The sequence below is a fragment of the Serratia marcescens genome (assembly GCF_001902635.1).
GTDB classification, from domain to species: domain Bacteria; phylum Pseudomonadota; class Gammaproteobacteria; order Enterobacterales; family Enterobacteriaceae; genus Serratia; species Serratia marcescens_F.
Genome location: NZ_MJAO01000028.1, coordinates 18651 through 43306, shown reverse-complemented (window position 1 = coordinate 43306; position 24656 = coordinate 18651). Strand labels below are relative to the sequence as shown.

The 24656-nt window shown below is 56.0% G+C and carries 18 protein-coding genes; all 18 read left to right on the top strand.

Going from position 1 to position 24656, the window contains the following annotated elements:
* Nucleotides 1-46: 46 nt before the first annotated feature.
* Entirely contained in the window at nt 47-238 is a 192-nt protein-coding gene (locus tag BHU62_RS25455) for a hypothetical protein (RefSeq protein WP_236720699.1), read from the top strand.
* Between the two features lie 442 nt (nt 239-680).
* Complete coding sequence (locus BHU62_RS21455; RefSeq protein ID WP_073534468.1) at nt 681-1289, top strand: DUF2913 family protein; 609 nt, start codon at nt 681-683, stop codon at nt 1287-1289.
* A 697-nt stretch (nt 1290-1986) separates the two neighbouring features.
* Complete coding sequence (tssB, locus tag BHU62_RS21450) at nt 1987-2487, top strand: type VI secretion system contractile sheath small subunit (protein ID WP_073534467.1); 501 nt, start codon at nt 1987-1989, stop codon at nt 2485-2487.
* Nucleotides 2488-2520: 33 nt separating this feature from the next.
* The gene (gene tssC, locus BHU62_RS21445) at nt 2521-4068 is read left to right on the top strand and encodes a type VI secretion system contractile sheath large subunit (protein WP_073534466.1); all 1548 of its coding nucleotides are present in this window, start codon (nt 2521-2523) and stop codon (nt 4066-4068) included.
* Between the two features lie 17 nt (nt 4069-4085).
* Nucleotides 4086-5426 carry a type VI secretion system baseplate subunit TssK gene (gene tssK / locus BHU62_RS21440; RefSeq protein WP_073534465.1) on the top strand — a complete coding sequence of 447 codons (1341 nt, stop codon included), beginning with the start codon at nt 4086-4088 and terminating at the stop codon, nt 5424-5426.
* The gene (gene tssL, locus BHU62_RS21435; protein WP_073534464.1) at nt 5423-6112 is read left to right on the top strand and encodes a type VI secretion system protein TssL, short form; all 690 of its coding nucleotides are present in this window, start codon (nt 5423-5425) and stop codon (nt 6110-6112) included. The genes tssK and tssL overlap by 4 nt, the downstream gene beginning before the upstream one ends.
* Nucleotides 6109-7821 (top strand): OmpA family protein, encoded by a 1713-nt coding sequence (locus BHU62_RS21430; RefSeq protein ID WP_073534463.1) that lies wholly within the window; start codon nt 6109-6111, stop codon nt 7819-7821. The genes tssL and BHU62_RS21430 overlap by 4 nt, the downstream gene beginning before the upstream one ends.
* 4 nt (nt 7822-7825) lie before the next feature.
* Nucleotides 7826-8317 carry a type VI secretion system effector Hcp gene (gene hcp, locus BHU62_RS21425; RefSeq protein WP_073534462.1) on the top strand — a complete coding sequence of 164 codons (492 nt, stop codon included), beginning with the start codon at nt 7826-7828 and terminating at the stop codon, nt 8315-8317.
* A 177-nt stretch (nt 8318-8494) separates the two neighbouring features.
* Nucleotides 8495-11152, top strand: coding sequence for a type VI secretion system ATPase TssH (gene tssH, locus BHU62_RS21420; protein WP_073534461.1), 2658 nt, complete (start codon nt 8495-8497; stop codon nt 11150-11152).
* Entirely contained in the window at nt 11149-13527 is a 2379-nt protein-coding gene (locus tag BHU62_RS21415; RefSeq protein ID WP_073534460.1) for a type VI secretion system Vgr family protein, read from the top strand. Before tssH ends, BHU62_RS21415 begins: the two co-directional genes overlap by 4 nt.
* Complete coding sequence (locus tag BHU62_RS21410) at nt 13528-14292, top strand: DUF4123 domain-containing protein (protein WP_073534459.1); 765 nt, start codon at nt 13528-13530, stop codon at nt 14290-14292. It abuts the gene before it with no gap.
* A gap of 74 nt (nt 14293-14366) precedes the next feature.
* Nucleotides 14367-14897, top strand: coding sequence for a T6SS immunity phospholipase A1-binding lipoprotein Tli1-KP (gene tli1 / locus BHU62_RS21405; RefSeq protein ID WP_073534458.1), 531 nt, complete (start codon nt 14367-14369; stop codon nt 14895-14897).
* On the top strand, nt 14885-17326 hold the full coding sequence (locus BHU62_RS21400) for a T6SS phospholipase effector Tle1-like catalytic domain-containing protein (RefSeq protein ID WP_073534457.1): 2442 nt from the start codon (nt 14885-14887) through the stop codon (nt 17324-17326). The genes tli1 and BHU62_RS21400 overlap by 13 nt, the downstream gene beginning before the upstream one ends.
* 19 nt (nt 17327-17345) lie before the next feature.
* Complete coding sequence (locus tag BHU62_RS21395; protein WP_073534456.1) at nt 17346-17603, top strand: PAAR domain-containing protein; 258 nt, start codon at nt 17346-17348, stop codon at nt 17601-17603.
* A complete protein-coding gene (locus BHU62_RS21390) occupies nt 17600-18739 on the top strand; it encodes a hypothetical protein (RefSeq protein WP_073534455.1) in 1140 nt (379 codons plus the stop codon). Before BHU62_RS21395 ends, BHU62_RS21390 begins: the two co-directional genes overlap by 4 nt.
* Nucleotides 18723-22157 (top strand): ImcF-related family protein, encoded by a 3435-nt coding sequence (locus BHU62_RS21385; protein WP_073534454.1) that lies wholly within the window; start codon nt 18723-18725, stop codon nt 22155-22157. Before BHU62_RS21390 ends, BHU62_RS21385 begins: the two co-directional genes overlap by 17 nt.
* 144 nt (nt 22158-22301) lie before the next feature.
* On the top strand, nt 22302-22811 hold the full coding sequence (locus tag BHU62_RS21380; protein ID WP_073534453.1) for a hypothetical protein: 510 nt from the start codon (nt 22302-22304) through the stop codon (nt 22809-22811).
* 225 nt (nt 22812-23036) lie between these two features.
* The gene (gene tssA, locus BHU62_RS21375) at nt 23037-24632 is read left to right on the top strand and encodes a type VI secretion system protein TssA (RefSeq protein ID WP_073534452.1); all 1596 of its coding nucleotides are present in this window, start codon (nt 23037-23039) and stop codon (nt 24630-24632) included.
* Nucleotides 24633-24656 lie beyond the last annotated feature (24 nt).

Genomic DNA, 24656 nt, shown 5'->3' with positions numbered 1-24656 from the left:
GTTAAATAAATCAGCAATTTTTCATCCATTATTGGGAACATATTTCATGAACAAATTTTCACCAGTTCTATCTGGTGGTAATACTGCCGATGTCGCTAACACACGCGCATTTCTGCAACAGGCTGTTGACCATTATCCGCGACTGGCGGCGTTCAGCTTTACGCTGGTGCTGCCGTACCGTGAAACCCTGGCTGATTACCACGCGTTGATTTTACACGGTCAAGCAGAGACCTGGTAGCGAACGGGCGAGTATTCACGTCAGCTTCAGCGGGCATGCCAGAATTCACCGCCGACGCTGTTACGCTGGATATGGGAGGTGGCTGGCGTGCCAGAATGCAAAAATGGTGCTGCTGATGAATCACGATACTCTGAGTACAAGGCGAAACCCGCAACTGACCGACAGTGCACTACAGGAGCCTAAGGTCATCATCGTTGACGCATGGTAAAAGGTGGGTGGTACCGTCTGCACTGGCGTAACGAGTACAACACAGATGATTATCAACCGCGTTGCTCAGGGAAACCTCCTTTAACCAGTTTACCGCGCATGTTAAGGCAATGGCAGAGCCACTAGTAACAGCGAGAACAGAGGGGACTTGTCCGGGAAAGTAATGGCTCCTCTAATTAATGGGGGCAGTTAACCTGGTCTTCCCCGATGTCTGCGGCGCCGATATAATTCATGAATGAAAAAAACTCACGATACTTTACCCCCGGAACAAACCGTCACGGTACTGGCACATTTTGCATGGTGCGCTCTGGTCGCCTTACGTACCGCCCAGCAGGAAGGTCAGGCGCTGTCGCTGCTCAGCACGCATGCATTTTTGCTGCGCTGGCTGGCTGTGGCGTATAAGCAAAAAAGGTTCCCGCGTGCGATAGCATCCGATATTGAGGGATTACTGGCGCTGGGGCGCCAGAAAGGTCTTAGCGCAAGCTTGCATCATAGACTGGAATATCTGTGGGGATCCTGCAGCGCGCCGGTTCCTATGCAGTCGGATCTGCATCGGCTGACGTTCGCCATTGAGAAACTAAAATCACAGGGATGGATCAATGCGGTGGTCAGTGATGGTGACTGGGGCCAGGAAGCCCTGGCCGAAGAATACGGTGATACAGCCGCACTGCTGGTAAGGAAGTCGGCGCTGACCGGTGGATTTTCGGATGAGGGCAAACTGGTTGCGCCGGTTGAGTTTCTGGTGACGGGCAACCTGTCAGCATGTACAGAGGTTTTCCAGACCTACGCTCTCCCTGCCGTCATACAGGAGTCGAATTGGATCGCATTACAACCTGAGCAATAGGACAAACATTTTCAACCTGGTAGCAAACTTCATCACTGTTCGACCCCTTCTTTCCGTAACCTGAACGGCGTTGTTCCTGAGGTACACATATCACTGGCACGGGTATGAGGCATACATAAAGCTCAATTGTGACATTTCCTTTTTTGATGAAAGTAATAAGTATCATTTAAGTGAGTAATAAAGAGAGTGAAGGCTCAGGCGAGTGGTCAATTTTTCATTGGCATCAGTGATGCCCGGCCTCTCATTTTTGATAAAAATAAAAAATCAGATATTTCGCGCAATTGGTGATTTTTTGTGCACTTATTGTCCCCTTATCAAATTGATCATTTCCTGCGCGCCCTTATTCCATGCGTATTGCGGTGTTATTCTGAGAAAGTTCTGATAAATCAATCTGATGATCTTATTTTGTTAAACTCATTAATTTGTATTATTTTGTTACATTTAAGGTGTTCCAATCGCAATCCTAATATTTCTACACTCCATCTATAGGTATTTATCCGAATTCCTTGATTTCAGATAAACGCTTAAAACACGCGTCATGCTAGCTGGTGAATGGATTGTGCCCGCTTTTGTCCCCGATTGTTGACTTGCGTTGGATAGCGTGAGCGGGGGCGGTTGTTCTGGCAATATTCAGTATTCTTTATTTATTTCTCAGTGGCATTGACCGTTTCTATTACTCCGTAGAACAGGGACAGCCATGTCTAACTCTTCCTTTCAGTCCGAAATCCCTAAAGCGCGTATTAATCTCAAACTCGATTTGCATACTGGTGGAGCGAGCAAGAAAACGGAGCTCCCCCTGAAATTGCTGGTGGCGGGCGACTTCAGTAATGGCCAGGAGTCTGCGCCGCTATCAGAGCGCCATAAGGTTGATTTGAATAAGAATAATTTCGATTCAGTGTTATCCGAATATTCCCCAAACGTCAATCTGACCGTTAAAAACACGCTTGCTGATGACGGCAGCGAAGACAATATCAGTCTGACATTCCAGAGCATGAAGGATTTCACCCCGGAGCAGGTTTCCCGGCAAATCCCTCAGCTGAAGGCCATGCTTTCCATGCGCAATTTACTCCGTGATCTCAAGGCCAACCTTCTGGATAACCAGGCATTCCGAAAGGAGCTGGAAAAAATTCTGCTCGACCCGGCATTAAGCGCAGAACTCCGCTCAGAGCTGTCTGCTCTCGCACCTAAACAGTCATAACGGTCACGATGATTTAACGGATTAAAAAGGAAGATGCTGATGTCGGTAAAAAATGAGAATGCGGCTGGTGGCGAAAGCGTGGTGCTGGAGCGTCCTGCTGCGGGTGGTGTTTATGCGTCCCTGTTTGAAAAAATCAACCTGAACCCGGTCTCTGAGCTGAGTGCGCTGGATATCTGGCAGGACGCGCAGGCGATGTCGGATGCGACTGCGGATGAACGTTTAACGGCCGGCATGCAGGTGTTCCTGGAGTGCCTGACGAAAGCGGGCTCAAAAGTTGAAAAACTCGACAAAAACCTGATTGATCATCATATCGCGGAGCTGGACTACCAGATTAGCCGTCAGCTCGATGCGGTAATGCACAGCGAAGAATTCCAGGCGGTGGAGAGCCTGTGGCGCGGCGTGAAATCCCTGGTCGACAAAACGGATTTCCGTCAGAACGTGAAGGTTGAGCTGTTGGATATGTCAAAAGAAGACCTGCGTCAGGACTTCGAAGACAGTCCGGAAATCATCCAGAGTGGACTGTATAAACATACATATATCGATGAATACGATACACCGGGTGGAGAACCGATTGCCGCGCTGATTTCTGCCTACGAATTTGATGCGTCTGCGCAGGATGTCGCCCTGCTGCGCAACATTTCAAAAGTGTCTGCCGCAGCGCATATGCCGTTTATCGGCTCTGCCGGCCCGAAATTTTTCCTCAAGGACTCAATGGAGGAAGTTGCGGCCATCAAGGACATTGGTAACTACTTCGACCGTGCGGAGTATATCAAGTGGAAATCCTTCCGCGAGACGGACGATGCCCGCTATATCGGCCTGGTGATGCCGCGCGTGCTGGGTCGCCTGCCGTATGGCCCGGACACTGTGCCGGTGCGTAGCTTCAACTACGTGGAAGAAGTGAAAGGCCCGGACCACGATAAATATCTGTGGACCAACGCTTCGTTTGCGTTCGCATCCAACATGGTTCGCAGCTTCATCAACAACGGCTGGTGTGTACAAATCCGTGGCCCGCAGGCCGGTGGTGCCGTCCAGGATCTGCCAATCCATCTGTATGACCTGGGCACTGGTAATCAGGTGAAGATCCCGTCCGAGGTGATGATCCCCGAGACCCGCGAATTTGAATTCGCCAACCTCGGTTTCATCCCGCTGTCCTACTACAAGAACCGCGATTACTCCTGCTTCTTCTCGGCGAACTCGACCCAGAAACCTGCGCTGTATGACACCGCAGATGCAACGGCCAACAGCCGTATCAACTCGCGTCTGCCGTACATCTTCCTGCTGTCGCGCATCGCGCACTACCTGAAGCTGATTCAGCGTGAAAACATCGGGACCACCAAGGACCGTCGTTTGCTGGAGCTGGAGCTCAATACCTGGGTTCGCGGTCTGGTGACCGAAATGACCGACCCGGGCGACGAGCTGCAGGCCTCTCACCCGCTGCGCGACGCGAAAGTGGTGGTGGAAGACATTGAGGACAATCCGGGCTTCTTCCGCGTGAAGCTGTACGCCGTACCGCACTTCCAGGTGGAAGGCATGGATGTCAATCTGTCGCTGGTTTCCCAGATGCCGAAGGCGAAAGCGTAAAGTAAGGCAGGAAGCCGATGAAAACGGAACAACCGTTATGGGGCAGGGGCATCATGGTCTCTCCCCAGCACTTCCAGCAACAGGCCGCCTATGCGGCCTGGTCTGCGGAATGCATCGCCCGACTGGGCCTCTCCCATCCCTGGGGGATGATTGATGCCACTTTCGAACCGGATGCACTGAAACTGGGCCGCCTGCAGGCCCGTCACCTTCATATCCGTTTCCCCGACGGCACGCTTATCGACACGGATAATGCCGATGACCTGCCGCCGGTGCTGGCGCTTGAAGGTGAATCACAGGACGTGGTGGTGGTTCTGGCGCTTCCGCTGCTGCGGGCGAATGGCGGCAACTGCCTTAAACCCGATGAGGTGGCCGAGCGTCCTGTGCGTTATCGTCAGCGCTGGCGTGATGTCCGCAACACCTTTGGGGACGATACTCGCCAGATTGCAGTAATGCAGCCCGAGCTGACTCTGCGTTTCGCCCATCAGAACAACAGTGATTATCTGACCTGTCCGGTCACCCGTCTGCAGCAGGATTCACAGGGGAGCTGGGCACTCGATGAAACCTTTCTTCCGCCACTGCTGGCTCTGCAGGGCAGCCGCTGGCTGGTGACCCAGATGGAACAGCTGATGACGCAACTGCGTGCCCGTCTGAGTCGCCTGATGGACATGCGTCGTGAAAGTAACGAGCGCATGGCCGATTTTGCCGTGGCTGATGTGTCTCTGTTCTGGCTACTCAATGCCCTGAACAGCGCAGAACCTGTGCTCGGACAGTTTCAGCGTCACCCGCAGAGTCCACCGGAGCGTCTGTACTCGGAACTGGCACGTCTAGCGGGCAGCCTGCTGACTTTCTCGCTGGAACACCAGGTGAGTGCTATCCCTGTCTGGCAGCATGAGCAACTGAATAACGTCTTCCCGCCACTCTTTGACCTGCTGGGCGACCTGCTGGAAGCCAGCCTGCCGTCGCGGGTGGTAGCGATTGAGCTTGAGCATGATGCCAGGCTTCACTTCTGGCAGGCCCGTCTGCATGACCCGCGTCTGCGCGAAGGGGCGGATTACTACCTCTCCGTACGATCACCGATGCCTGTGGCACAGCTGCAGGAACAGTTCCCCCGCCAGTGCAAGATCGGCAGTCCCGATCATGTCAGGAGTATCGTCAATTCTTCACGGGTGGGTGTGCCGCTGACGCCGCTGCGTCATGTGCCGGCCGCCATTCCACTGCGTCTGGAAAACCAGTATTTCAGCCTCGATGTCTCTCATCCTCTGGCTACCGAAATGCTCCAGGGTGGGACCTGTATGTTTTACGTTCCGGGCATGCTCGGCGAGCCTGAACTTGAACTCTTTGCGGTACTGAGAACATGAGTGAGTCCAAACGCAGCACTGCTGCGTCGATTGATATTGATGCCCTTCTGCAGGATACCTGGCTGCAGGTAATCAGCCTGCGTCACGGTCCGATGTTTCAGGATGGAGAAGGGCGCACGCTGTGGGAGAGCTGCATTGCTGATGTTGAGCGTGTGCAGCTTGAGCTGAAAGCGAGCGAACTCGATGAAGCCAGCTGTCAGCATATTCTCACTGCACAGTGTGCGCTGCTTGATGAAGCCGTCAAAGGTCGCGGTGTGGAGGATGATGCCTGTGTGCAGTGGTATGACATCCCTTTGCAGGGACACTTCCTCGGCACCATGGATGCCGGAGATACGTTGTGCGATCGGATGCGTGATGTGCTCCGTGAACCGGCACCTGACCATGCTGTTGTGACCTGCTTTCAGCGGGTCATGATGCTGGGGTTCCTCGGCAGTTTCCGCTCGCTGAACGATCCGGAGCGCCAGAAACTTGTCAACGCGCTCAATGAACATGTCACGCCGTTCAGCTATCCGCAGACTCCCCCGGTCCTGGCGGAAAGCCGCACCGGGCGTGGAATGGGAGGCTGGCTGGCGTCATGGCCCGTGCGTATCGGCCTGAGCGTGATGGTAGTCGCCGCGCTCTGGTGGGGACTGGCTCTCTGGTTGGATCAAACGCTGCTGACCCTGCTACCGGGAGCCGTGAAATGAGTCCTGCACAACAGCGCGGACTGGCATTGTGGGCCGCTCTGCTGAGCGCCGTGGTGTGCCTGGGGTTTCTGCCGTTCTCCCGGCTGGTCTCTGTGTTTATCCTGCTGGCAACCCTGGGGGCCATTCTGGCGTGCTGGATTGTGGCCAGCCGCCGTGCAGAGCATGAATCGGCGTTGTGCCCCGACGATCTGCCTGATGCGACTTACCGCCAGCCGGTGGTCCTGGTCTGCGGCGATCTGCCACAGGCCTGGCCGGAGCACTCTCAGGTACTGACCGTCACCCAGGGGTGCTGGATCCGGGTGGAAGACTATCAGGACCTGGAGCAGGTGGCGCGTCAGCTGTTATGGCTTCGTCCGGACTGGGGGCGGCAGCTGTCGGTAATGGTCAGCGTTTGTCCTCAGAAGCACGCAGACCGTGAAGCACTGACCAGTCGCCTGCTGGCCCTGCGCTGGCAAATCAGCCAGGTGCGTAAGGAGAGTGGTCATTCCGTGCCACTGGTTCTGAACGGTCAGGCAGGCAGCGCCATGATGAACGACCTGCTCTGGCAGGCGGCAATACCTGGCGAAGGGGGCAGCGTCAGGCGCGGATCGTCGGCGCCCTGCTCGATTGCCAGCTGGGTCACCATCGGCGGGGCGATGGCGATGCAGCAACAGGTGCTAATGAACAGCCTGATGAGCTGGTTCCACCATCACGTCAAAGCGGTCTTCATGGATGAAAATCCGGATATCCCGGCCATTGCCCCGACTGCCGTGCTGTGGGGAATTGGGCCCATTCTGTCCGGCAGCCTGGCCTCATCCCTCTGGACAGCCTCATTATCCCGCCACACCGCGATGCAACACGTCGCCGGATGGCAGCCCGTTGGCACTGACAGCACGGTGATGTCACTGTTCCCTGACTTTGTTCTGCCGCTGCTGCCGGAAGGCCAGGGGCTGACACCGCGGGGCAGGACGCTGCGTTGTGCGCTCGGGATTTTCACGCTGGCGGCCATTGCTGCGCTGCTCAGCAGTGGCTGGAACAATCGCCAGCTGTTGCAGCGTGTGAGTTTTGATATTGCCCGTTATGACCGTATCCCGATGCATGATTTCGGAGCAAAAGCCGATGCCGTTGCCGTCCTGCGTGACGATGCGGCGCAGCTGGATGAGCACGCGCGCAATGGCGTATCGGTCCGGATGGGCCTGGGGTTGTATCAGGGGGAGCATTTGAGGATGCCGGTGCTGGATGCGATCCGTTCGTATGTGCCCCCACCACTGCCGCCTGAACCACAGCCGAAACCTAAACCGGTACCGAAAATTGTCCGCCTCGACAGCATGTCGCTGTTCGATTCCGGCAAATCCGTGCTGAAAGCGGGTTCCACCAAAATGCTTGTCAACTCACTGGTGGGTATCAAAGCGAAGCCGGGCTGGCTGATTGTGGTCGCCGGGCATACCGACAACACCGGCAATCCAAAACTAAACCAGACGCTGTCGCTCGAGCGTGCCGCTGCGGTGCGCAACTGGATGCGCGACACCGGCGACGTGCCGGAAAGCTGTTTTGCGGTGCAGGGCTATGGCGAAAGCCGCCCTGTCGCAACCAACGACACCCCGGAGGGCCGTGCGCTCAACCGCCGTGTCGAAATCAGTCTGGTACCGCAGGCCAATGCCTGCCAGATACCCGGCAAACACCCGGCGCCCTCTCAGGATGATGGCGCATTACAACACAATGGAGAGTAACACCATGGCAATTCCTGTTTATCTTTGGCTGAAGGACGACGGCGGCGCGGACATCAAAGGGTCTGTGGACGTTCAGGATCGTGAAGGCAGCATCGAAGTTGTCGCTCAGGAGCATAACCTGTACATCCCGACCGATAACAACACCGGCAAGCTGACCGGCACTCGTATCCACACCCCGTTTCTGTTCACCAAGGAAATCGACTCGTCCAGCCCGTACCTGTACAAGGCGGTGACCACCGGTCAGACCCTCAAGTCTGCGGAATTCAAGTGGTACAAAATCAACGACGCGGGCCAGGAGGTGGAGTACTTCAACACCACACTGGAAAACGTAAAAGTGGTGAAAGTGAATCCGGTGATGCACGACATCAAGGATCCTTCTTTCGAGAAGCATAACCACCTCGAACAGATCGAGCTGCGTTACGAAAAAATCACCTGGACCTACAAAGACGGCAACATCATTCATTCCGATTCCTGGAACGAACGCGCCACTGCCTAAGTCGCCAGCGGGCAGAGCTTCTCTGTCCGCTTTTTTGTTTTTTGCTGAGCGCCTGCCGTGCGGGCGCTCAGCAAAGAAACCCACAATCTGCCAGCCCGACCGCATGCGCTTTGGTCCCCTTCACCGAAAACAGCGATGGGCGGTAGCGTGTCCAGGAACCGACAAAGAGAGAAAGTCATGGAAAATCCAGCCATCCTGCTGCGACGTCTGAACCCTTATTGTGCCCGTGCGATGGAAGGGGCAGCCTCGCTCTGTCAGACCCGCGCGCATGCGGAAATTTTGCCTGAGCACTGGCTGATGAAACTGCTGGAGCAGGGCGAGGGCGACCTGACGGTGCTGGCGCGCCGTTATGAGTGGGATATGGACAGCATTTGGCAGGCTCTGTTGGGCTGGCTGGATACACTTCCTCGCTCTATTCGCAGCCGCCCGCAGCTTTCAGACAGCATTCAGACGCTGATGCAGGAGGCCTGGTTGATTGCCTCCCTTAGCGGCGAAGAGCACATCCGCAGTGTGCATCTACTGATGGCGTTGGTTGAAAAACAGAACCTGGTGCGCTGCGAGGGTCTGTGGCCACTGCTGACCCTAGGGCAGAGCCAGCTTGAGCGCCTGCGCCCGTTACTCGATGCACAGTCCGACGAACGACCAGAAGTGCAGCAGGAAGCTGAACTGGCACAGAGCCACGGCGGGGAAGTGGTGTTTGTCGGGCGCCCTGTCGGCGCAGAAGGCGTAAAAGAAGGCGAACTGAGCCCGGCTCTGCAGAACGCACTGGATAAATTCACCCTTGATGTCACCGCCAAAGCGAAAGAGGGCAAGATTGATCCGGTGTTTGGTCGCGACACGGAAATCCGCCAGATGGTGGACATTCTTTCCCGTCGCCGCAAGAACAACCCGATCCTGGTCGGCGAACCGGGCGTGGGCAAAACCGCGCTGGTGGAAGGGCTGGCGCTGCGCATTGCAGAAGGCAACGTCCCGGAAAGCCTGAAAACTGTCGTGCTGCGTACCCTCGACCTCGGCCTGCTCCAGGCTGGTGCGGGCGTGAAGGGGGAATTCGAACAGCGTCTGAAAAACGTCATCGATGCCGTGCAGCAGTCGCCTGTGCCGATTTTGCTGTTTATCGACGAAGCGCACACTATTATCGGCGCGGGCAATCAGGCGGGGGGCGCGGATGCCGCCAACCTGCTGAAACCGGCTCTCGCCCGAGGTGAACTGCGTACCATTGCTGCGACCACCTGGTCCGAATACAAACAGTACTTCGAGCGCGATGCCGCGCTGGAGCGCCGCTTCCAGATGGTGAAAGTAGACGAGCCGGATGACGATACCGCCTGCCTGATGCTTAGAGGCCTGAAATCCCGCTACGCTGAGCACCACGGTGTACATATCACCGATGATGCGGTGCGCACCGCCGTCACGCTTTCGCGTCGTTACCTGACCGGGCGCCAGTTGCCGGACAAGGCGGTTGACCTGCTGGATACCGCGAGCGCCCGCGTGCGCATGAGCCTCGATACCGTACCGGAAGCGCTGACCCAGTACCGCGCGCGGCTCACCGCGCTGGACATTGAAAAACAGGCGCAGCTGGCAGATATCGCGCTTGGCAACAACCATCACGGTGAACGTCTGGCGGCAATTGAACAGCAGCAAAACGACCTGATTGTCGAACTCGACGAGCTGGAAAGTCAGTACGGTCGCGAACTGAGCCTGACAGAGCAATTGCTGGAAGTGCGCCAGGACATCAGCCGCCAGGCCGACATCACCAATCTGCAAAACCAGCTGTCAGCGCTGCAGGGTAATACGCCGCTGTTGTCACTGGACGTGGACACTCGCACCGTGGCAAACGTGATTGCCGACTGGACCGGCGTGCCGCTCTCCTCGCTGATGAAAGACGAGCAGACGGAACTGTTGACCCTGGACGCTGAAATCGGTAAGCGTGTGGTGGGTCAGGACATGTCCCTGAATGCCATTGCCCAGCGCCTGCGCGCGGCGAAGACCGGACTGACGTCAGAAAGTGGCCCGCAGGGCGTGTTCCTGCTGGTGGGCCCGAGCGGCGTGGGCAAAACCGAAACCGCGCTTGCGCTGGCGGACGTGCTTTACGGTGGCGAGAAATCCCTCATCACCATCAACCTGTCCGAATACCAGGAGCCGCACACGGTGTCGCAGCTGAAAGGCTCACCACCGGGTTACGTGGGTTACGGCCAGGGCGGCATTCTGACGGAAGCCGTGCGCAAACGTCCGTACAGCGTAGTACTGCTGGATGAAGTGGAAAAAGCGCACCGGGACGTGATGAACCTGTTCTATCAGGTGTTCGACCGCGGCTTTATGCGCGACGGTGAAGGGCGTGAAATCGACTTCCGTAATACCGTTATTCTGATGACCTCGAACCTTGGCAGCGACCACCTCATGCAGCTGCTGGATGAACAGCCGGACGCCAGCGAAAGCGACCTGCACGAACTGCTGCGCCCAATTTTACGCGACCACTTCCAGCCTGCGTTGCTGGCCCGATTCCAGACCGTGATTTATCGTCCCCTGAGTGAGCCGGCCATGCACACCATTGTTGAAATGAAGCTCGGTCAGGTCAGCCAGCGTCTGCTCCGCCACTATGGCCTCACTACCCATATCGATGAAAACCTGTTTGATGCATTGACCGCGGCGTGCCTGCTGCCGGACACCGGCGCACGCAACGTCGACAGCCTGCTTAATCAGCAAATTCTGCCGGTGCTGAGTCAGCAGTTGCTGACCCACATGGCGGCGAAACAGAAACCACAGTCACTTTGCCTTAGCTGGAGTGAGGAAGAGGGGATCGGGCTGGAGTTTGACCGTATACAAGGAGTGCACGCATGAGCAGTCATCTCCCGATAAGATTCAGCCACAACCATCACCAGTTGTCGGTGAAGGGATGTGAGCCGGAGCTGGACGTACTGGTCTTTGAGGGCGACGAGGCCCTGAGCCTTCCCTTCAGCTACCGTATTGAATTCACAAGCGCTGATCATGCCATCAGCAAAGAAATGATGCTGATGAAAGCAGCTTCCCTGACGTTGCAGGCCCCGGTAGACCAGGGTTACGGCATCAAAATGCAACAGGCCGTGCGCACCCTTCAGGGAGTGGTGAGCGGCTTTGAACGCCTCAACACCTCAAAGGATGAAACCCACTATGCCCTGACACTCCAGCCACGCCTGGCGCTGCTTGACCGTTCGCATCAGAACGCCATTTATCAGGATATGTCGGTCCCACAAATCGTGGAAAAAATTCTGCGCGAGCGTCACAACATGCGCGGTCAGGATTTTCTGTTCTCACTCTCAAAAGAGTACCCGCGTCGTGAGCAGGTGATGCAGTACGGCGAGGATGACCTGCACTTTATTACCCGTCTGTTGGGTGAGGTGGGCATCTGGTTCCGCTTTACCACTGATACGCGCCTGAACATCGACGTCGTGGAGTTTTATGACGGTCAGCAGGGGTATGAAAAAGGCCTGACGCTGCCATCGGTTCCGCCATCAGGACAGCATTCTAAAGGCGTGGACTCGGTCTGGGGCATGGAGAGCCATCATAACGTGGTGCAGAAGCAGGTCAGCACCCGTGATTACAACTATCGCCAGGCCACTGAGGACATGAACACCCAGATCGATGCGACCCGCGGGGATGCCACCACCTACGGTGATGCCTATCACTATGCGGATAACTATCTGACACCGGGCAGTACCTATGACCGCAATCCGGCCCCGGAGTCCGGAGCCTTTTTTGCCCGCATTCGTCATGAGCGTTATCTGAATGGCCAGACGCAGACGCATGCCATTACCAGTTGCCCGACTCTCTCTCCGGGTCAGGTACTGAAAGTCACCGGCGGGTACGAAGTGGCAGACGTGTTCAGTCAGGGCGTTGTTATTACCTGCATGCACACTCACGCAAGGCGTGATGAAGATTTTGGGGTGCATTTTGAGGGGATACCGGACAGCACTGATTTTAGTTTTCGTCCGGAGCCAGGCTCACGCCCGGTGATGGCGGGCACGTTGCCTGCGCGCGTTACCAGCACCACCGAAAATGACACCTACGGCCATATCGATAAAGACGGGCGCTATCGCGTCAATATGCTGTTTGACCGGGATAACTGGGAAACCGGCTTTGAAAGCCTGTGGGTGCGGCAGTCCCGCCCCTATGCCGGCGACACTTACGGCCTGCACCTGCCGTTGCTGGCGGGCACCGAAGTGGCGATTGGCTTTGAGGACGGCAACCCGGACAGGCCGTACATCGCCGGTGTGCTGCACGATTCAGCGCATGGCGATCACGTCACCATCCGCAACTATAAACGCAACGTGTTGCGCACCCCGGCGAACAACAAAATCCGCCTCGACGATGAGAGGGGGAAAGAGCACATCAAGGTCAGCACCGAGTACGGCGGCAAGAGCCAACTGAACCTCGGCCATCTGGTGGACAGCGAGCGGCAAAAGCGCGGCGAAGGTTTTGAGCTGAGAACCGACGGGTGGGGGGCGATACGCGCGCAGAAGGGCATTTTCATCAGCGCGGACGGCCAGGCAAAGGCGCAGGGGAATGTGCTGGCGATGGAGCAGGCCATCAGCCTGCTGAAAGGGGCGGTGAATCAGGTGACGGGGTGGGGAGCTATTACGCAGACTCACCATAACGTTGCTCCGGATAGTGAGCCGCTGAGAAAGTTTGTTTCAGAAGCCATTGAGCTTAAAGGGCCGGCTTTGCTCATGTCTGCACCGCAAGGTATCGCCACCGTCACGCCGAAAACTACCGTGGTACACAGCGGTGAAGGACTGTACTTGCAGAGCCTGGGTGAGGTGAATATCAGCGCGGCGCAGCGTTATTCGGTGAACGCGCGCCAGACTGTCTCAATGCTTGCCCAGCAGGAAGGTATGCGGCTGGTCTCCGCCAAAGGCCCGCTGGAAATTGAGTCGCACGGCGATGTGCTGTCGCTGACTTCCCTTAAAGATGTCATCGTCCAGTCAACACAGGGGCACCTGCAATTGACGGCTAAAAATGGCATCACTCTGGGCTGTGGAGGTGCTTATATTCGTCTCACACCACAAGGGGAAGTACAGATTCATGGTCCGGGATTAATCAGCCTAAAAGGCCTGCACGATTTGCAGGGGCCAGCCAGCGAGGATTTTCCTATGCCAGAACTGCCGGCATCAGTATGTAAAGAATGTCTTAAAAAAGCTCAGGAACTGGCGCAGGGTTTTGTACCCAGGGAGGCATAAATGACCGCGAAATGGATTGAAGAAGTCGCTGTTACCTGCCGGTCTTCCGGAACTGATTATCTTGATATTATCGTTGATCAGGCAGGGCTGGATTTCAGCGTTATTCCGGCACTGAATGCACTGTCGGTGGAGTGGCAGTCACTTTATCACGGGCTTCCGGAAGCGTTTATCGTCGATGATGCTCCGCTGGTTGCACGCATTAGACTTGATGATCTTCAGCAGTTGCAGTGGCTGAAGGACATGAGTCAGCAGGTTGCCGTTCAGGCTCCGTTGCTGCTGTTGTGCTCACACTGGCCTTTTTCTGCCCTGGCTGGCTGGCTCACTCAGTATATGGATATTCTGCAGGAGGGACGGAGCGGAATTTTACGGTTTTACGATACGCGGATTTTCCCTGTGCTTTTTACGCACGTACTCAGTGAGGAACAGCAAAGGCCTTTATTGCGCCCTGTGCTGTTCTGGGCATGGCAGGATATGGATGGTAATGCCAGAGGTATAAAAGGTAGTGGTACGCCCCAGACCCGCGATGAAAAACCTAACAAAATTGACCTAAGCGATCGCCAGCTTGAGCATCTGATGTGCGTATGTGATGTCATGACCCTCCTGTCGCACTGTGCACCGCCAGCGGGCAGGTATTCATCACAACAGGCACTTTTTTCTGATTGTTACCAGGACATGGTGGAGGCAACCAACCAGGGCATTATTCTGGATGAAGCACGCGAGGCCTGGGTCATAAAAAAGTGGTTTTCCACATCAGTACAGAACTGATGGTGAAAAGAAACCGTTTTACCCGTCGTCACAACCTCCTTTTGTAGATGTTCTTTTCATACAAGGAAAGTCAGATGAAACACCCATTCTTAAGTCCGCTGCTGGCGGGGCTGCTGCTGTTAACCGGCTGCTCGCAGCCTGCCGCTCAGGCCGGAGGCGGTGGTGGCGGAACCATTAAAGCCATCAACCACACCAAATGGGCGATTAACCACTTCAGTGTTGATAACCAGTCGGGCATCGACATTATTGGCCCATTCCAGGGCGGCGGTGGCGGCTGCTGCTACAGCGTGCCCGCCCGCTGGACTCCGGGTATGACAGTACGTATTGACTGGGAAAGTGGGGAGTCATCAACAGAAGGTTTCCCAGGGTACGAAAAATGGGAGAAGTATCTGGAATGGGAAAAAAAAATCAAAGCCAGTCATCGTCAGCACAGCAAAACCGTCCCGGTTCCCGACTATAACGGCCAGGATGTCTGCGGTATCACGGTGCACTTTTTGCCCTGTGATGACGTGAAGGTGACGACCAGTTGCTGGTCACCGAGAAATGCCAACTACCCGATTAAAGAGCCCATCAGGATGAAGGAGCCCAAAGTATGTCCGAAGTAACGGAAACCGATTTAGCCTGGGTACCACCGCCGTTCCCGGCCCAGGGGCGTCTTCCTACGCAGGCGCTGCAGGTCGGGCAAAGCTGCCATCAGCAGAATAGCGCGGAGCGGCTCTACCGCCAGGAACTGTGTCTGGCGGCCGGACGACGCGTGGAGCCGCCGTGCTGCAAGACGCTGCATATCAGCCTGTTTTTCGACGGTACGGGGAATAACCTGAACAATGACCTGCTGCTGTCTAACCCGAAGCATCCGACCAATATCGCGCGGTTGTTTCGTGCCACCATCGGTACCGGTACTGCGGGCGGGGTGCCAACAGACGGCCAGAGCACGTTGTTAGATGATGCGGAAGACGGTGAGGGGAAATATTTTAAGTTCTATATGCCCGGCGTGGGGACCCCGTTCCCGGAAGTGAACGATCCGGACTATTCCACTATGGGGTTGGTGGGTGCCACTAAAGGTGAGGAGCGGATTAACTGGGCGTTGCTGCGCATTATTGATGTACTGAAGTTTACCTCCACTGAAAAATGGTTGACTACCGCGGAGAGTCGTCAGTCCATCGGCAAAATGGGCACCAGCTGGAACCGTCTGTGGTTTGGCGGCAGTCACAATCGTTATGAAGAGTTCAGCCGTTTACTGAATGAGTTAGCCCCGAAGCTGAAGCCATTGATTACTCAGCCGGAGCCGGGTAAACCCAAGCTGTTGGGCATCAAGTTGTACGTTTACGGTTTTTCCCGCGGAGCGGCGGCGGCGCGCGCCTTTGTGCGCTGGCTGAGTGAGTTACTGCCTCCACCGGCAGCGGAAGGCGAAAAACCCCCGCAGTGCCTGCAGATAGGTGAGTTACAGTTGCCCATCAGCGTGGAGTTTCTCGGGCTGCTGGATACCGTGGCCTCAGTCGGGATAGCGCACGTGGTGCCGATTGCTGAGGGGCATATGTCCTGGGCGGATGACACGATGGAGTTGCCGGACGATGAAACCTATGGCGGGCTGATAAAAAAATGCGTGCATCTGGTGTCCGGGCATGAGCAGCGTCTCTGCTTCCCGCTGGACTCGGTGCGCCGGGGTGACGGCAAGTATCCGCCCTATGCCACCGAGGTGGTTTACCCGGGGATGCACTCGGATTTGGGGGGCGGTTATCCGCCGGGGGATCAGGGGAAAGCGAATGCTGAGCATGATGGGTATTTGCTGTCGCAAATAGTGTTGCATGACCTGTATTCAAACGCTTTTTCTTCTGGCGCACCACTGAAAGTCAATAAATCCAGTTTACCGGAGAGTTTAGCAAAGGACAGTTGGCGCGCTCTTGATGCTGAGCAAGTTAGAGATTTTGTCGTCGCACCGGAGTTGATATCAAGATTCAACGCCTGGCGCGAACTTACCCTGAATCTGTCCACACCAGAAAAAATCACGCCTGAAGAGGCCTGTGAATACGAACCACCGCGTGCCAGCGGCAGTCTGGAAACCGTCGTTGAAAACCAGATTGCGTGGATCACCGCCTGGCGTATTGAGCGCTATGCCAGAGGTTCGATGCTGAAAACGCCATTCTACCAGGGCGCCAAGAATACCGAAGCGTTGCCCGCCTCGCGTAAGGCGGCAGAAGACGCACGGGATGAAAAGCAGAAAAAAGTGCTTGAAAAGCGTCAGGACCAGATAGCAAAACAGCCCGCCGACAAGATAGATGAGCTTGTGCTCTATCCGGGCATCAAGGATTTCGACCCGGATATGGCGCAGACCCAGCTGTTTGAAGCGGCAAAGGAGTTCGGTAAGGATTACCACGACGGCTACCGTATTCCTGAGAACCTGGCGCAGGCGGTGCTGGATACCGTGCTGCAGCCGATGATCTTCGTGCTCAATACCGATGATGAACCCGGGGAATACCGGCGAATGAAAGCGGACGGAGACGCGCGTGTGGCAGTCCTTTTCCCTGCCGCCGGTGAGGCCAGTAATGCGCAGCAGCCTGCCGGGCTGGTCAGGGCATTATTCGACGACCAGGTGCATGACTCGCGAGCCTGGTTTATGCACGCGGCGCTGGGTACGCGCGAGATGTGGGGCGGCTACTTCCGCTACCGGATGATTTATTTCAGCGACAAATGTAATAAGTCCCTGTCACCGCTGGTGATAGCCGGAGACCTTATCGGGTTTGCCACCCTGACCACGGGTGTTGTGCTGAGTTTCAGGCAAAAGAGTCTGACCGGAAAGCTGGCAGGGCTGGCCGCGACAGGCGCTGTACGATCGCTGCAGGTTGAAGTGCTGGACAGGATCACCCGTGAACCCCTGCCGGAACTGCCGGGTGGGGAACAGCAACGGGCATTTACCCGGGAGCCGGGAGTGGTGGTTGCACAGCGAAAAGCGCTGGTGGCTGAACAACAGCTGGCACGGGCGCAGGCTGCGATCCCGGCCAGCTGGCTTGAGGACGTCCTGACGGTGACTGGATAAAACTGAGTAAGGAGAACCGATGAGTACAGTCATCCGCAAAGGAGACAGCCTGCGGGAATATGGTGGCAAGGTATTAGGGGGGCACTACCAGTGTTTTGGTCAGGGATTTGCCTGTAAGGGAGATCCGGTTCGCTGTAACAAACACGGTATGACGACCATCGCGGAAGGTAGCACATTAACCACGATTGATGGACAGCCCGTCGCGCTGCATGGTCACCACTGTGCCTGCGGCTGTACGCTGGTCAGCTCGTTTCCTGACTGCGGTATTGACCAGTGAGGTCCGTCCCTGATTATCCGGCGTACAAAACGGCGCGTCCGCCTGGTACCGCAAGGTGGTTGTTGGCCACGTCTCTGCTGATATTGTTCGGCGGCGGTGCTGGCGGACTGCTGCCCTCTGCCGAGGGTAAAAGTTCGCTGGTGGCCGCCGGTATTCTGGTGGCACTGCTGCTGTCAGGCACTGGCTGGCTTGTGCGGTTTCTGTACTATCGCGTCAGCATGCATAACGCCGCTTTCTATTATCAGCTGGTGGCATATGAACAGCAGCAGTGGTGGGCTGCGCACCGGCAGCCGTTCTGGTTAAAAGAAGGACTGTTGCTGGGGCCAGCAGGGACCCGTTCAGTTGACTGGCTGCGTGTGCTTAACCGTGAACAACGCCCGCCGGGGGAAAAAAAAGAGGGCGGCAGCAGCGTATTTAGATTGCCACAAATTTCGGTTATGGATCCCACCGCTCGTGAAAGGCGGCTGGCGGAACTGCTGGTTATTGAGTGGCAAAAGCAGCGTAGTGAAAAAATACTTACTCCACCGCGGCGTTGCTACTGGCTGGGGGCCGACATCACCTGGCAGGCATTTCGCGCACAGATGGCGATTGCTTTCCCGGACACTGTACTGCCAGCCCGACCTGAGCCCTGGCAAGGGGAGGCCAGCCTGACGGAAATAGCGGGCGAGCTTGCCGGAGCCAAACCTGATGACACGATACTGATTGGCGGGTGTCAGGTTATCGCGGCGCAGTCAGGCACAGAACGTCCCGTCGGAGAATCTGCGGCACTGTGGCTGGCCGGACTTAATGGTCCGGTACAACTGACGCGAGGTGAAACTTTTTCGCAAGAACAAGGCGACCTATTGCTCACCGTGTTCGCCCGTGCACTGGAACAGAACGAGATGCAAGACCCACCGGAGGCCTGTACGCTGTTTTCCCGACCCGGCCTCGAGGTGCTGGCGGGTACCGGATGGGATGTCAGCCAGCATCTGCAGGATGCCAACTGGGGGGAAGTTGGCGATATGGAAACTCTGATTGTTTTATCCCTGGCGGCAATCTATGCCGCGCACCACCAACAACCGTGCGGCTGGATTGCACGCGACCCGATGAACACCCTCGCAACTGGAATAGTAAAACCTGATGGACAACGTCAATAAGCCAGCTGCCATCTCTGTGGCAGCCACGGCAACTGTCTGTATTGCTGTGACCACTTTACTGGTACTACTGGGCGCAGTGGCATGGTGGCTGTGGGCGACCGAACGATCAACGGAATGGGAAACATTGCGTCCGCTTATTGTCTCTGGCTTTATCGTCTGGGGAATTGCGCTCAGCATGCTGGTACTGGGGTTTATGGCCTTCCGGTTATTGATTAAGGATAAGGTTAGCCCGTCGTCATCACGCAAGCGCAGACCGACAAAGGTTACGGAGCACGAAACGGCTTACCGTCTACTGAAGACACGCCTCCGATCGCGCTATAGCCTCTTCTGGCGCTACAAGGTCCGCCTGTTGCTGATGACCGGTGACGACGCTGCGATTGAACAGCTGGTACCAGGCCTGCAGGAAAGTCAGTGGCTCGAAGGCAACTGCACCGTTCTGATTTACGGCGGCAGCCTGACCACTGAACCGGACAAGGAAAAATACACTGCACTGCGTAAACTGCGTCGCGGTCGTCCTCTGGACGGAATAATCCGTGTTGTACCGCAGTCGCTTAACCTCTCCCCTCAGATTAGTGACAGCGATTTACGTGGACTGGAAAAAATCAGTGAATTGTTGCGTTATTCCGCGCCGGTCTGGCTGTGGCAGCTGTGCGACAGCAAGTGGCCGCAGGCAAAACGCACTGAACAGCCGGTCGGGGCTAGTTTCCCGCTGCGTGCCAAAGCCGACGACATTACCCGCCAGCTTGAGCTGATGCTGCCCGAACTGCGGGAGCAGGGCGTGAACCAGATGCTAGAGAATAACAACCACGATTTTCTGCTGCGTCTGGGTCAGCATCTCAAAGACGGCGGTATCGCCCGCTGGACTGAACAACTGCTGCCATGGCTGCCTGCCTCCCAGCAGCGCGTTCCGCTGCGTGGCCTGATGTTCAGTCTGCCGGACAGTCAATCTATTCATAAGTCTGAGGGAACAGTCGACCCTGAGAAATATATCCCCGAATCTCAACGCCATGCGTTGACCCTGCCCGCCACCTGGCAGGGTATCGTTGACGACTGTACTCGCGTACGTGGCCGCCGTGTCGGTATGGCCTGGGAGCAGATGCTGGCTTGGGGGCTAATGGTGGTGATTGGCATCTGGGGCGCGGGCATGCTGCTTTCCTTTATCCTGAACTACAGCCAGATTTCCTCTGTGGCAAGTAAAGCGCATGATTTAGTGGAGCATCCTTCTGTCTCCGATTATCAGCTGACGGCGCTGCACTATCTGCGAAACGACGCCGGTCGTTTGCAAAATCATATCCAGAAGGGCACCCCCTGGTATCAGCGCTTTGGGCTTGACCATAATCAGCAGTTGCTCAATGCGTTGCTGCCCTGGTACGGCGTGGCGAACAACCGCCTGATTCGTGACCCGGCAAATGCCGCCCTGACGCAGAAACTCAGCGCATTGGCAAACTCTGCCCCCAATAGTGACCAGCGCGCACTGCTGGCAAAACCGGGCTATGACCAGCTTAAAGCCTGGCTGATGATGGCCCGTCCGGATAAAGTCGATGGCGCGTTTTATGCGCAGACCCTGAAAACCGTTCAGCCGACGCGAATGGGTATTTCTACCGGTCTGTGGCAAAGCCTGTCGCCGGATCTCTGGGCCTTCTACATCACTGAGCTGCCAAAACAGCCACAGTGGAAAATCACACCGGATGCGCAGTTGGTGAGCCAGAGTCGCCAGGTGCTGTTACAGCAAATCGGGCGTCGTAACGCTGAAAGTACACTGTACGAAAATATGCTCAAGGCAGTGCGTCGTAACTTCGCCGATGTGTCCCTGGAGGATATGACCAGCGGTACCGATGCGCGTCGTCTGTTCACTACCGACGAAGTGGTGCCGGGCATGTTCACCCGCCAGGCCTGGGAAGGGGGCATTCAGCAGGCGATTGAGAAAGCAGCTAACTCGCGCCGCGATGAAATCGACTGGGTACTGAGTGATAGTCATAAGGCCGTGTCGGCTGACTTGTCACCGGATGCCCTGAAAGCGCGCCTGACGCAACGCTATTTCACCGACTTTTCCGGCAGCTGGCTGAGTTTCCTCAACAGCCTTCGGCTTAACCCGGCGAACAATATTGCCGATGTCACCGACCAGCTCACGCTGATGAGTGATGTTCGCCAGTCCCCGCTGATTGCCCTGATGAATACCCTCGCCTGGCAGGGACAGACAGGCCAGCAAAGCGAAGGTCTTTCGGACTCCATCATCAAATCGGCCAAAGAGCTGGTTGGTGGAAAAGACAAACCCGCAATTGACCAGTCAGCGACAGGTCCCCAGGGACCACTGGATGAAACTTTCGGTCCGCTGCTTCAGCTTTTGGGTAAAAATACGGGCAGCAACGTCATGTCGGCTGACAATTCTCTGAGTCTGCAGACGTATCTGACCCGTATCACCCGCGTGCGTCTGCGGCTGCAGCAGGTGGCCAGCGCCTCAGACCCGCAGGCGATGATGCAGACCCTGGCGCAGACCGTATTCCAGGGCAAAAGCGTGGACCTCACTGATACCCAACAATATGGTCGTCTGATTTCGGCAAGCCTCGGCGAAGAGTGGAGTGGTTTTGGCAGCACGATGTTTGTGCAGCCGCTGACCCAGGCCTGGGAGACGGTGCTTCAGCCGTCGGCGGCGAGCCTGAACGACAAATGGAGTCGCTCGGTTGTCGCGAACTGGCAAACTGCTTTTGACGGTCGTTTCCCGTTTGCCGCCAGCAAAAGTGATGCCTCTTTACCTATGCTGGCTGAATTTGTGCGTAAGGACAGTGGACGTATAGAGCGCTTCTTGTCGACAGAGCTCAACGGCGTGCTGCACAAAGAGGGCAGCCAGTGGGTGCCGGATAAGGTCAACAGCCAGGGGCTGAACTTTAACCCGGCCTTCCTGCGGGCCATTAACCAACTGAGCCAGTTGTCAGACATTCTGTTCACCGATGGCAGCCAGGGTATCAGCTTTGAGCTGCAGGCGCGTCCTGTGCCGCAGGTGGTGGAGACGCAGCTAACCATTGATGGACAAAAGCTGCACTACTTCAATCAGATGGCCGACTGGCAGTCCTTCCGCTGGCCGGGAGATACCTACAAGCCGGGGACGATGCTGACTTGGACCACGGTCAACGCTGGTGCGCGCCTGTTCGGGGATTACAGCGGGACCTGGGGCTTTATACGCTGGCTGGACTTGAGCAAGCGTCAACAGCTTGACCGCAGCCAGTGGATGATGAGCTTTACCGCACCGGATGGTCGAGCGCTGCAGTGGGTGCTGCGCTCACAACTCGGAAAAGGTCCGTTGGCGCTGCTGGAACTGCGCGGCTTTAGTCTGCCGGAAAACATATTCAGCGTGGATGCTTCGGCAGCAGCGCAGGCACTGACCCACTCTGATAACCTAGCCATGGAGGGGATGGAATAATGGGCAAGTTACGAAAAATAGACATTTTGGATTATTAAAATATCCTTCATACGCTACATCAGTTTATTGATGCCAGTTAATGAGCATATTGGCTGGGATGTTTTTTTTGATAATAAGATTATTTGATAAGAGAAAGGAAGCTAGATGAAAATGAATAAGGTTATTCTAATTGGGTTTGTAGCGTTGATGTTGGCAGGTTGCGGTGACAGGTTCTCTTTTATATCAGGCTTTGTTGAAAAGGATTATACGGCTACCAAGATTGCGCCAACTTTAGGTTATATTGACTATCAATCCAGTGAGTTATTGGGGGGAGATAGAGAACCAATCTATGTCATTCTTACCTACAATAGTAACAAAGAACTGTATAAGCAAAGAAAAATTTCTGTGCAGGATGTACATCCTGATAGGGGAGCGCTCAGGTTGTACGTTCCTGCTATTGAAGGAATGAAATTTGAAACGATGGATATTAATTTGGAATATGGAACTATCAGAGTCGTCAATGGAGACAGCGGTCCTGAGTCAAATATGAGAAAAAGACTGGAAAGAGGAGTGTCAAGAGAGTTGGTGGATAAAGGAAAGAAAGTCTCTATTAAGTCGGGGATGGTTGATGCTGGTCCATATTATGGACTGATGCTAAGGGCGATCAGAAAATAAAAACATTAACATATTCGCGGTATGTCATTTCTGCATAAGGCAGGCATTGATGATGCCTCAAATTGGTTGGGTTAGATTTATAACGAATAACGATCGCTTTGTGGGACTGATGACCAGTATTGAAATTAGTCATCCTTGTTGTCAGCCTGACAGCTGTAGCGCTATGGATAGAATCTGAAAAAGCACAACCAATCTCGAGCACTTAACCATGGATGAGATGGAATAATGACCGCATTGCAGAATTTACTTCACACCTGTGGCGTGGATGAAAACAGCCTGGTGAGCCAGGCTCGGGCGCGTTGTGCTGACTGGGCGCGCTGGCTGATGCCGGTGGATGAACATCGGCCAACCGGAGAAGACCCGGGCTACGACGACGATTTCCAGCGCATCCGCGAAGAGGTCAACAAGCTCTCCGGCATTGATACCGGGTTGATTTGCCAGTTGGCGGAAAAGTTGCTGACCGACAGGTGTAAGGACTTACGTGTCATTACTTTCTACGTTTGGGCGCGTCTGCATCAGGACGGCGAAGCCGGGCTGGCGCAGGGCGTTGAGCTGCTGGCCGCCATGCTCGAACGGTTTGGCAACGGCCTGCATCCCCTGCGCGCCCGCAGCCGCAAATCGGCTCTGGAGTGGCTGGGCAGTCGCCGCGTGACGGACAGCCTTGCGCTGTACCCGGAAGTGGATATGCCCGTCATGCAGCGTACCACCGGCGCTCTACTGCTGGTGGAGCAGGCTTTCCTGACGTTTGATGACGATGCGCGTCCGGAACTTGGCGGGCTGTATCAGGCTCTGGACCACCGCCTGGTGCAGAATGGCGGTGCCGGCAGCCTGGTGCCGCAGACCAGCCGGGAAGAGGGGCGCGTGACCGCGGCACCCCCTGCCGCGCCGCTGATGAATGCGGTCACGTCAGGGCGCGATCTGCTCGATCAGGCCAAGGTATTGGCGAAATATCTGCGTGATCAGCCCGGTGGTTGGCTGGCAGGCCATCATCTGTTGAAAAGCGTCCGCTGGGATACGCTGACGGAGCTTCCGCCGCTGGATGCGGCCGGGCGCACTCGCCTGGCTCCGCCTAAGCCTGACAATAAAGCACATCTCAAACGCTTGTTTCTGCAGAAAAGCTGGTTAGAACTGTTGGAGCATACGGATACTCTGCTGGCCCAGGGAGTCAACCACCTGTGGCTGGATGTGCAGTGGTACACCTGGCAGGCACTGGTAAAACTGGACTCGGACAGCGTGCGCGCCGACATCGTCTGTCGTGACCTGAAAGGGCTGCTGGCCCGCCTTCCCGGGCTGGAAGCGCTGGCATTTAGCGACGGCACACCATTCGCCGACGACGTGACGCTGAGCTGGGTTAATGAAACCGTACTGGATGATCCGCCGGGATGGGAAAATGAGCCTGTGATGGCGGCCACTGCGAGCGGCGATGGTGATGTGCTGGCGCTGGAGCCTGAAGTGATGGCTAAAGCAGACGGCGAAGGCATCGAGGTTGCGCTCAGCTGGCTGCAGGTTCAGCCGGGTTACACCTCTGCCCGCGATCGGTGGCTGATGCGGTTGTTGATGGCCAGAGTCAGCGAGCAGTACGGTAAAAATGAAATGGCGTTGCATCTGTTGGGAGAGCTCGACGGCAGTGCCCGGGCTCTCACGCTCGAGCAGTGGACGCCAGAGCTGATATTTGAAGTCAAAGCCCGCAGGTTAAAACTGTTGCGGGGCAAGGCAGGGCGCAATGAAGCTGATAAAACGCGCCTGCAGCCTGAGATGGAGCTATTGCTTGCCGGCTTGATTGCACTGGATCCAGCCCGAGCCGCGGTACTGTGCGGCTGATACTTCGGACGAAAAGAACATAAT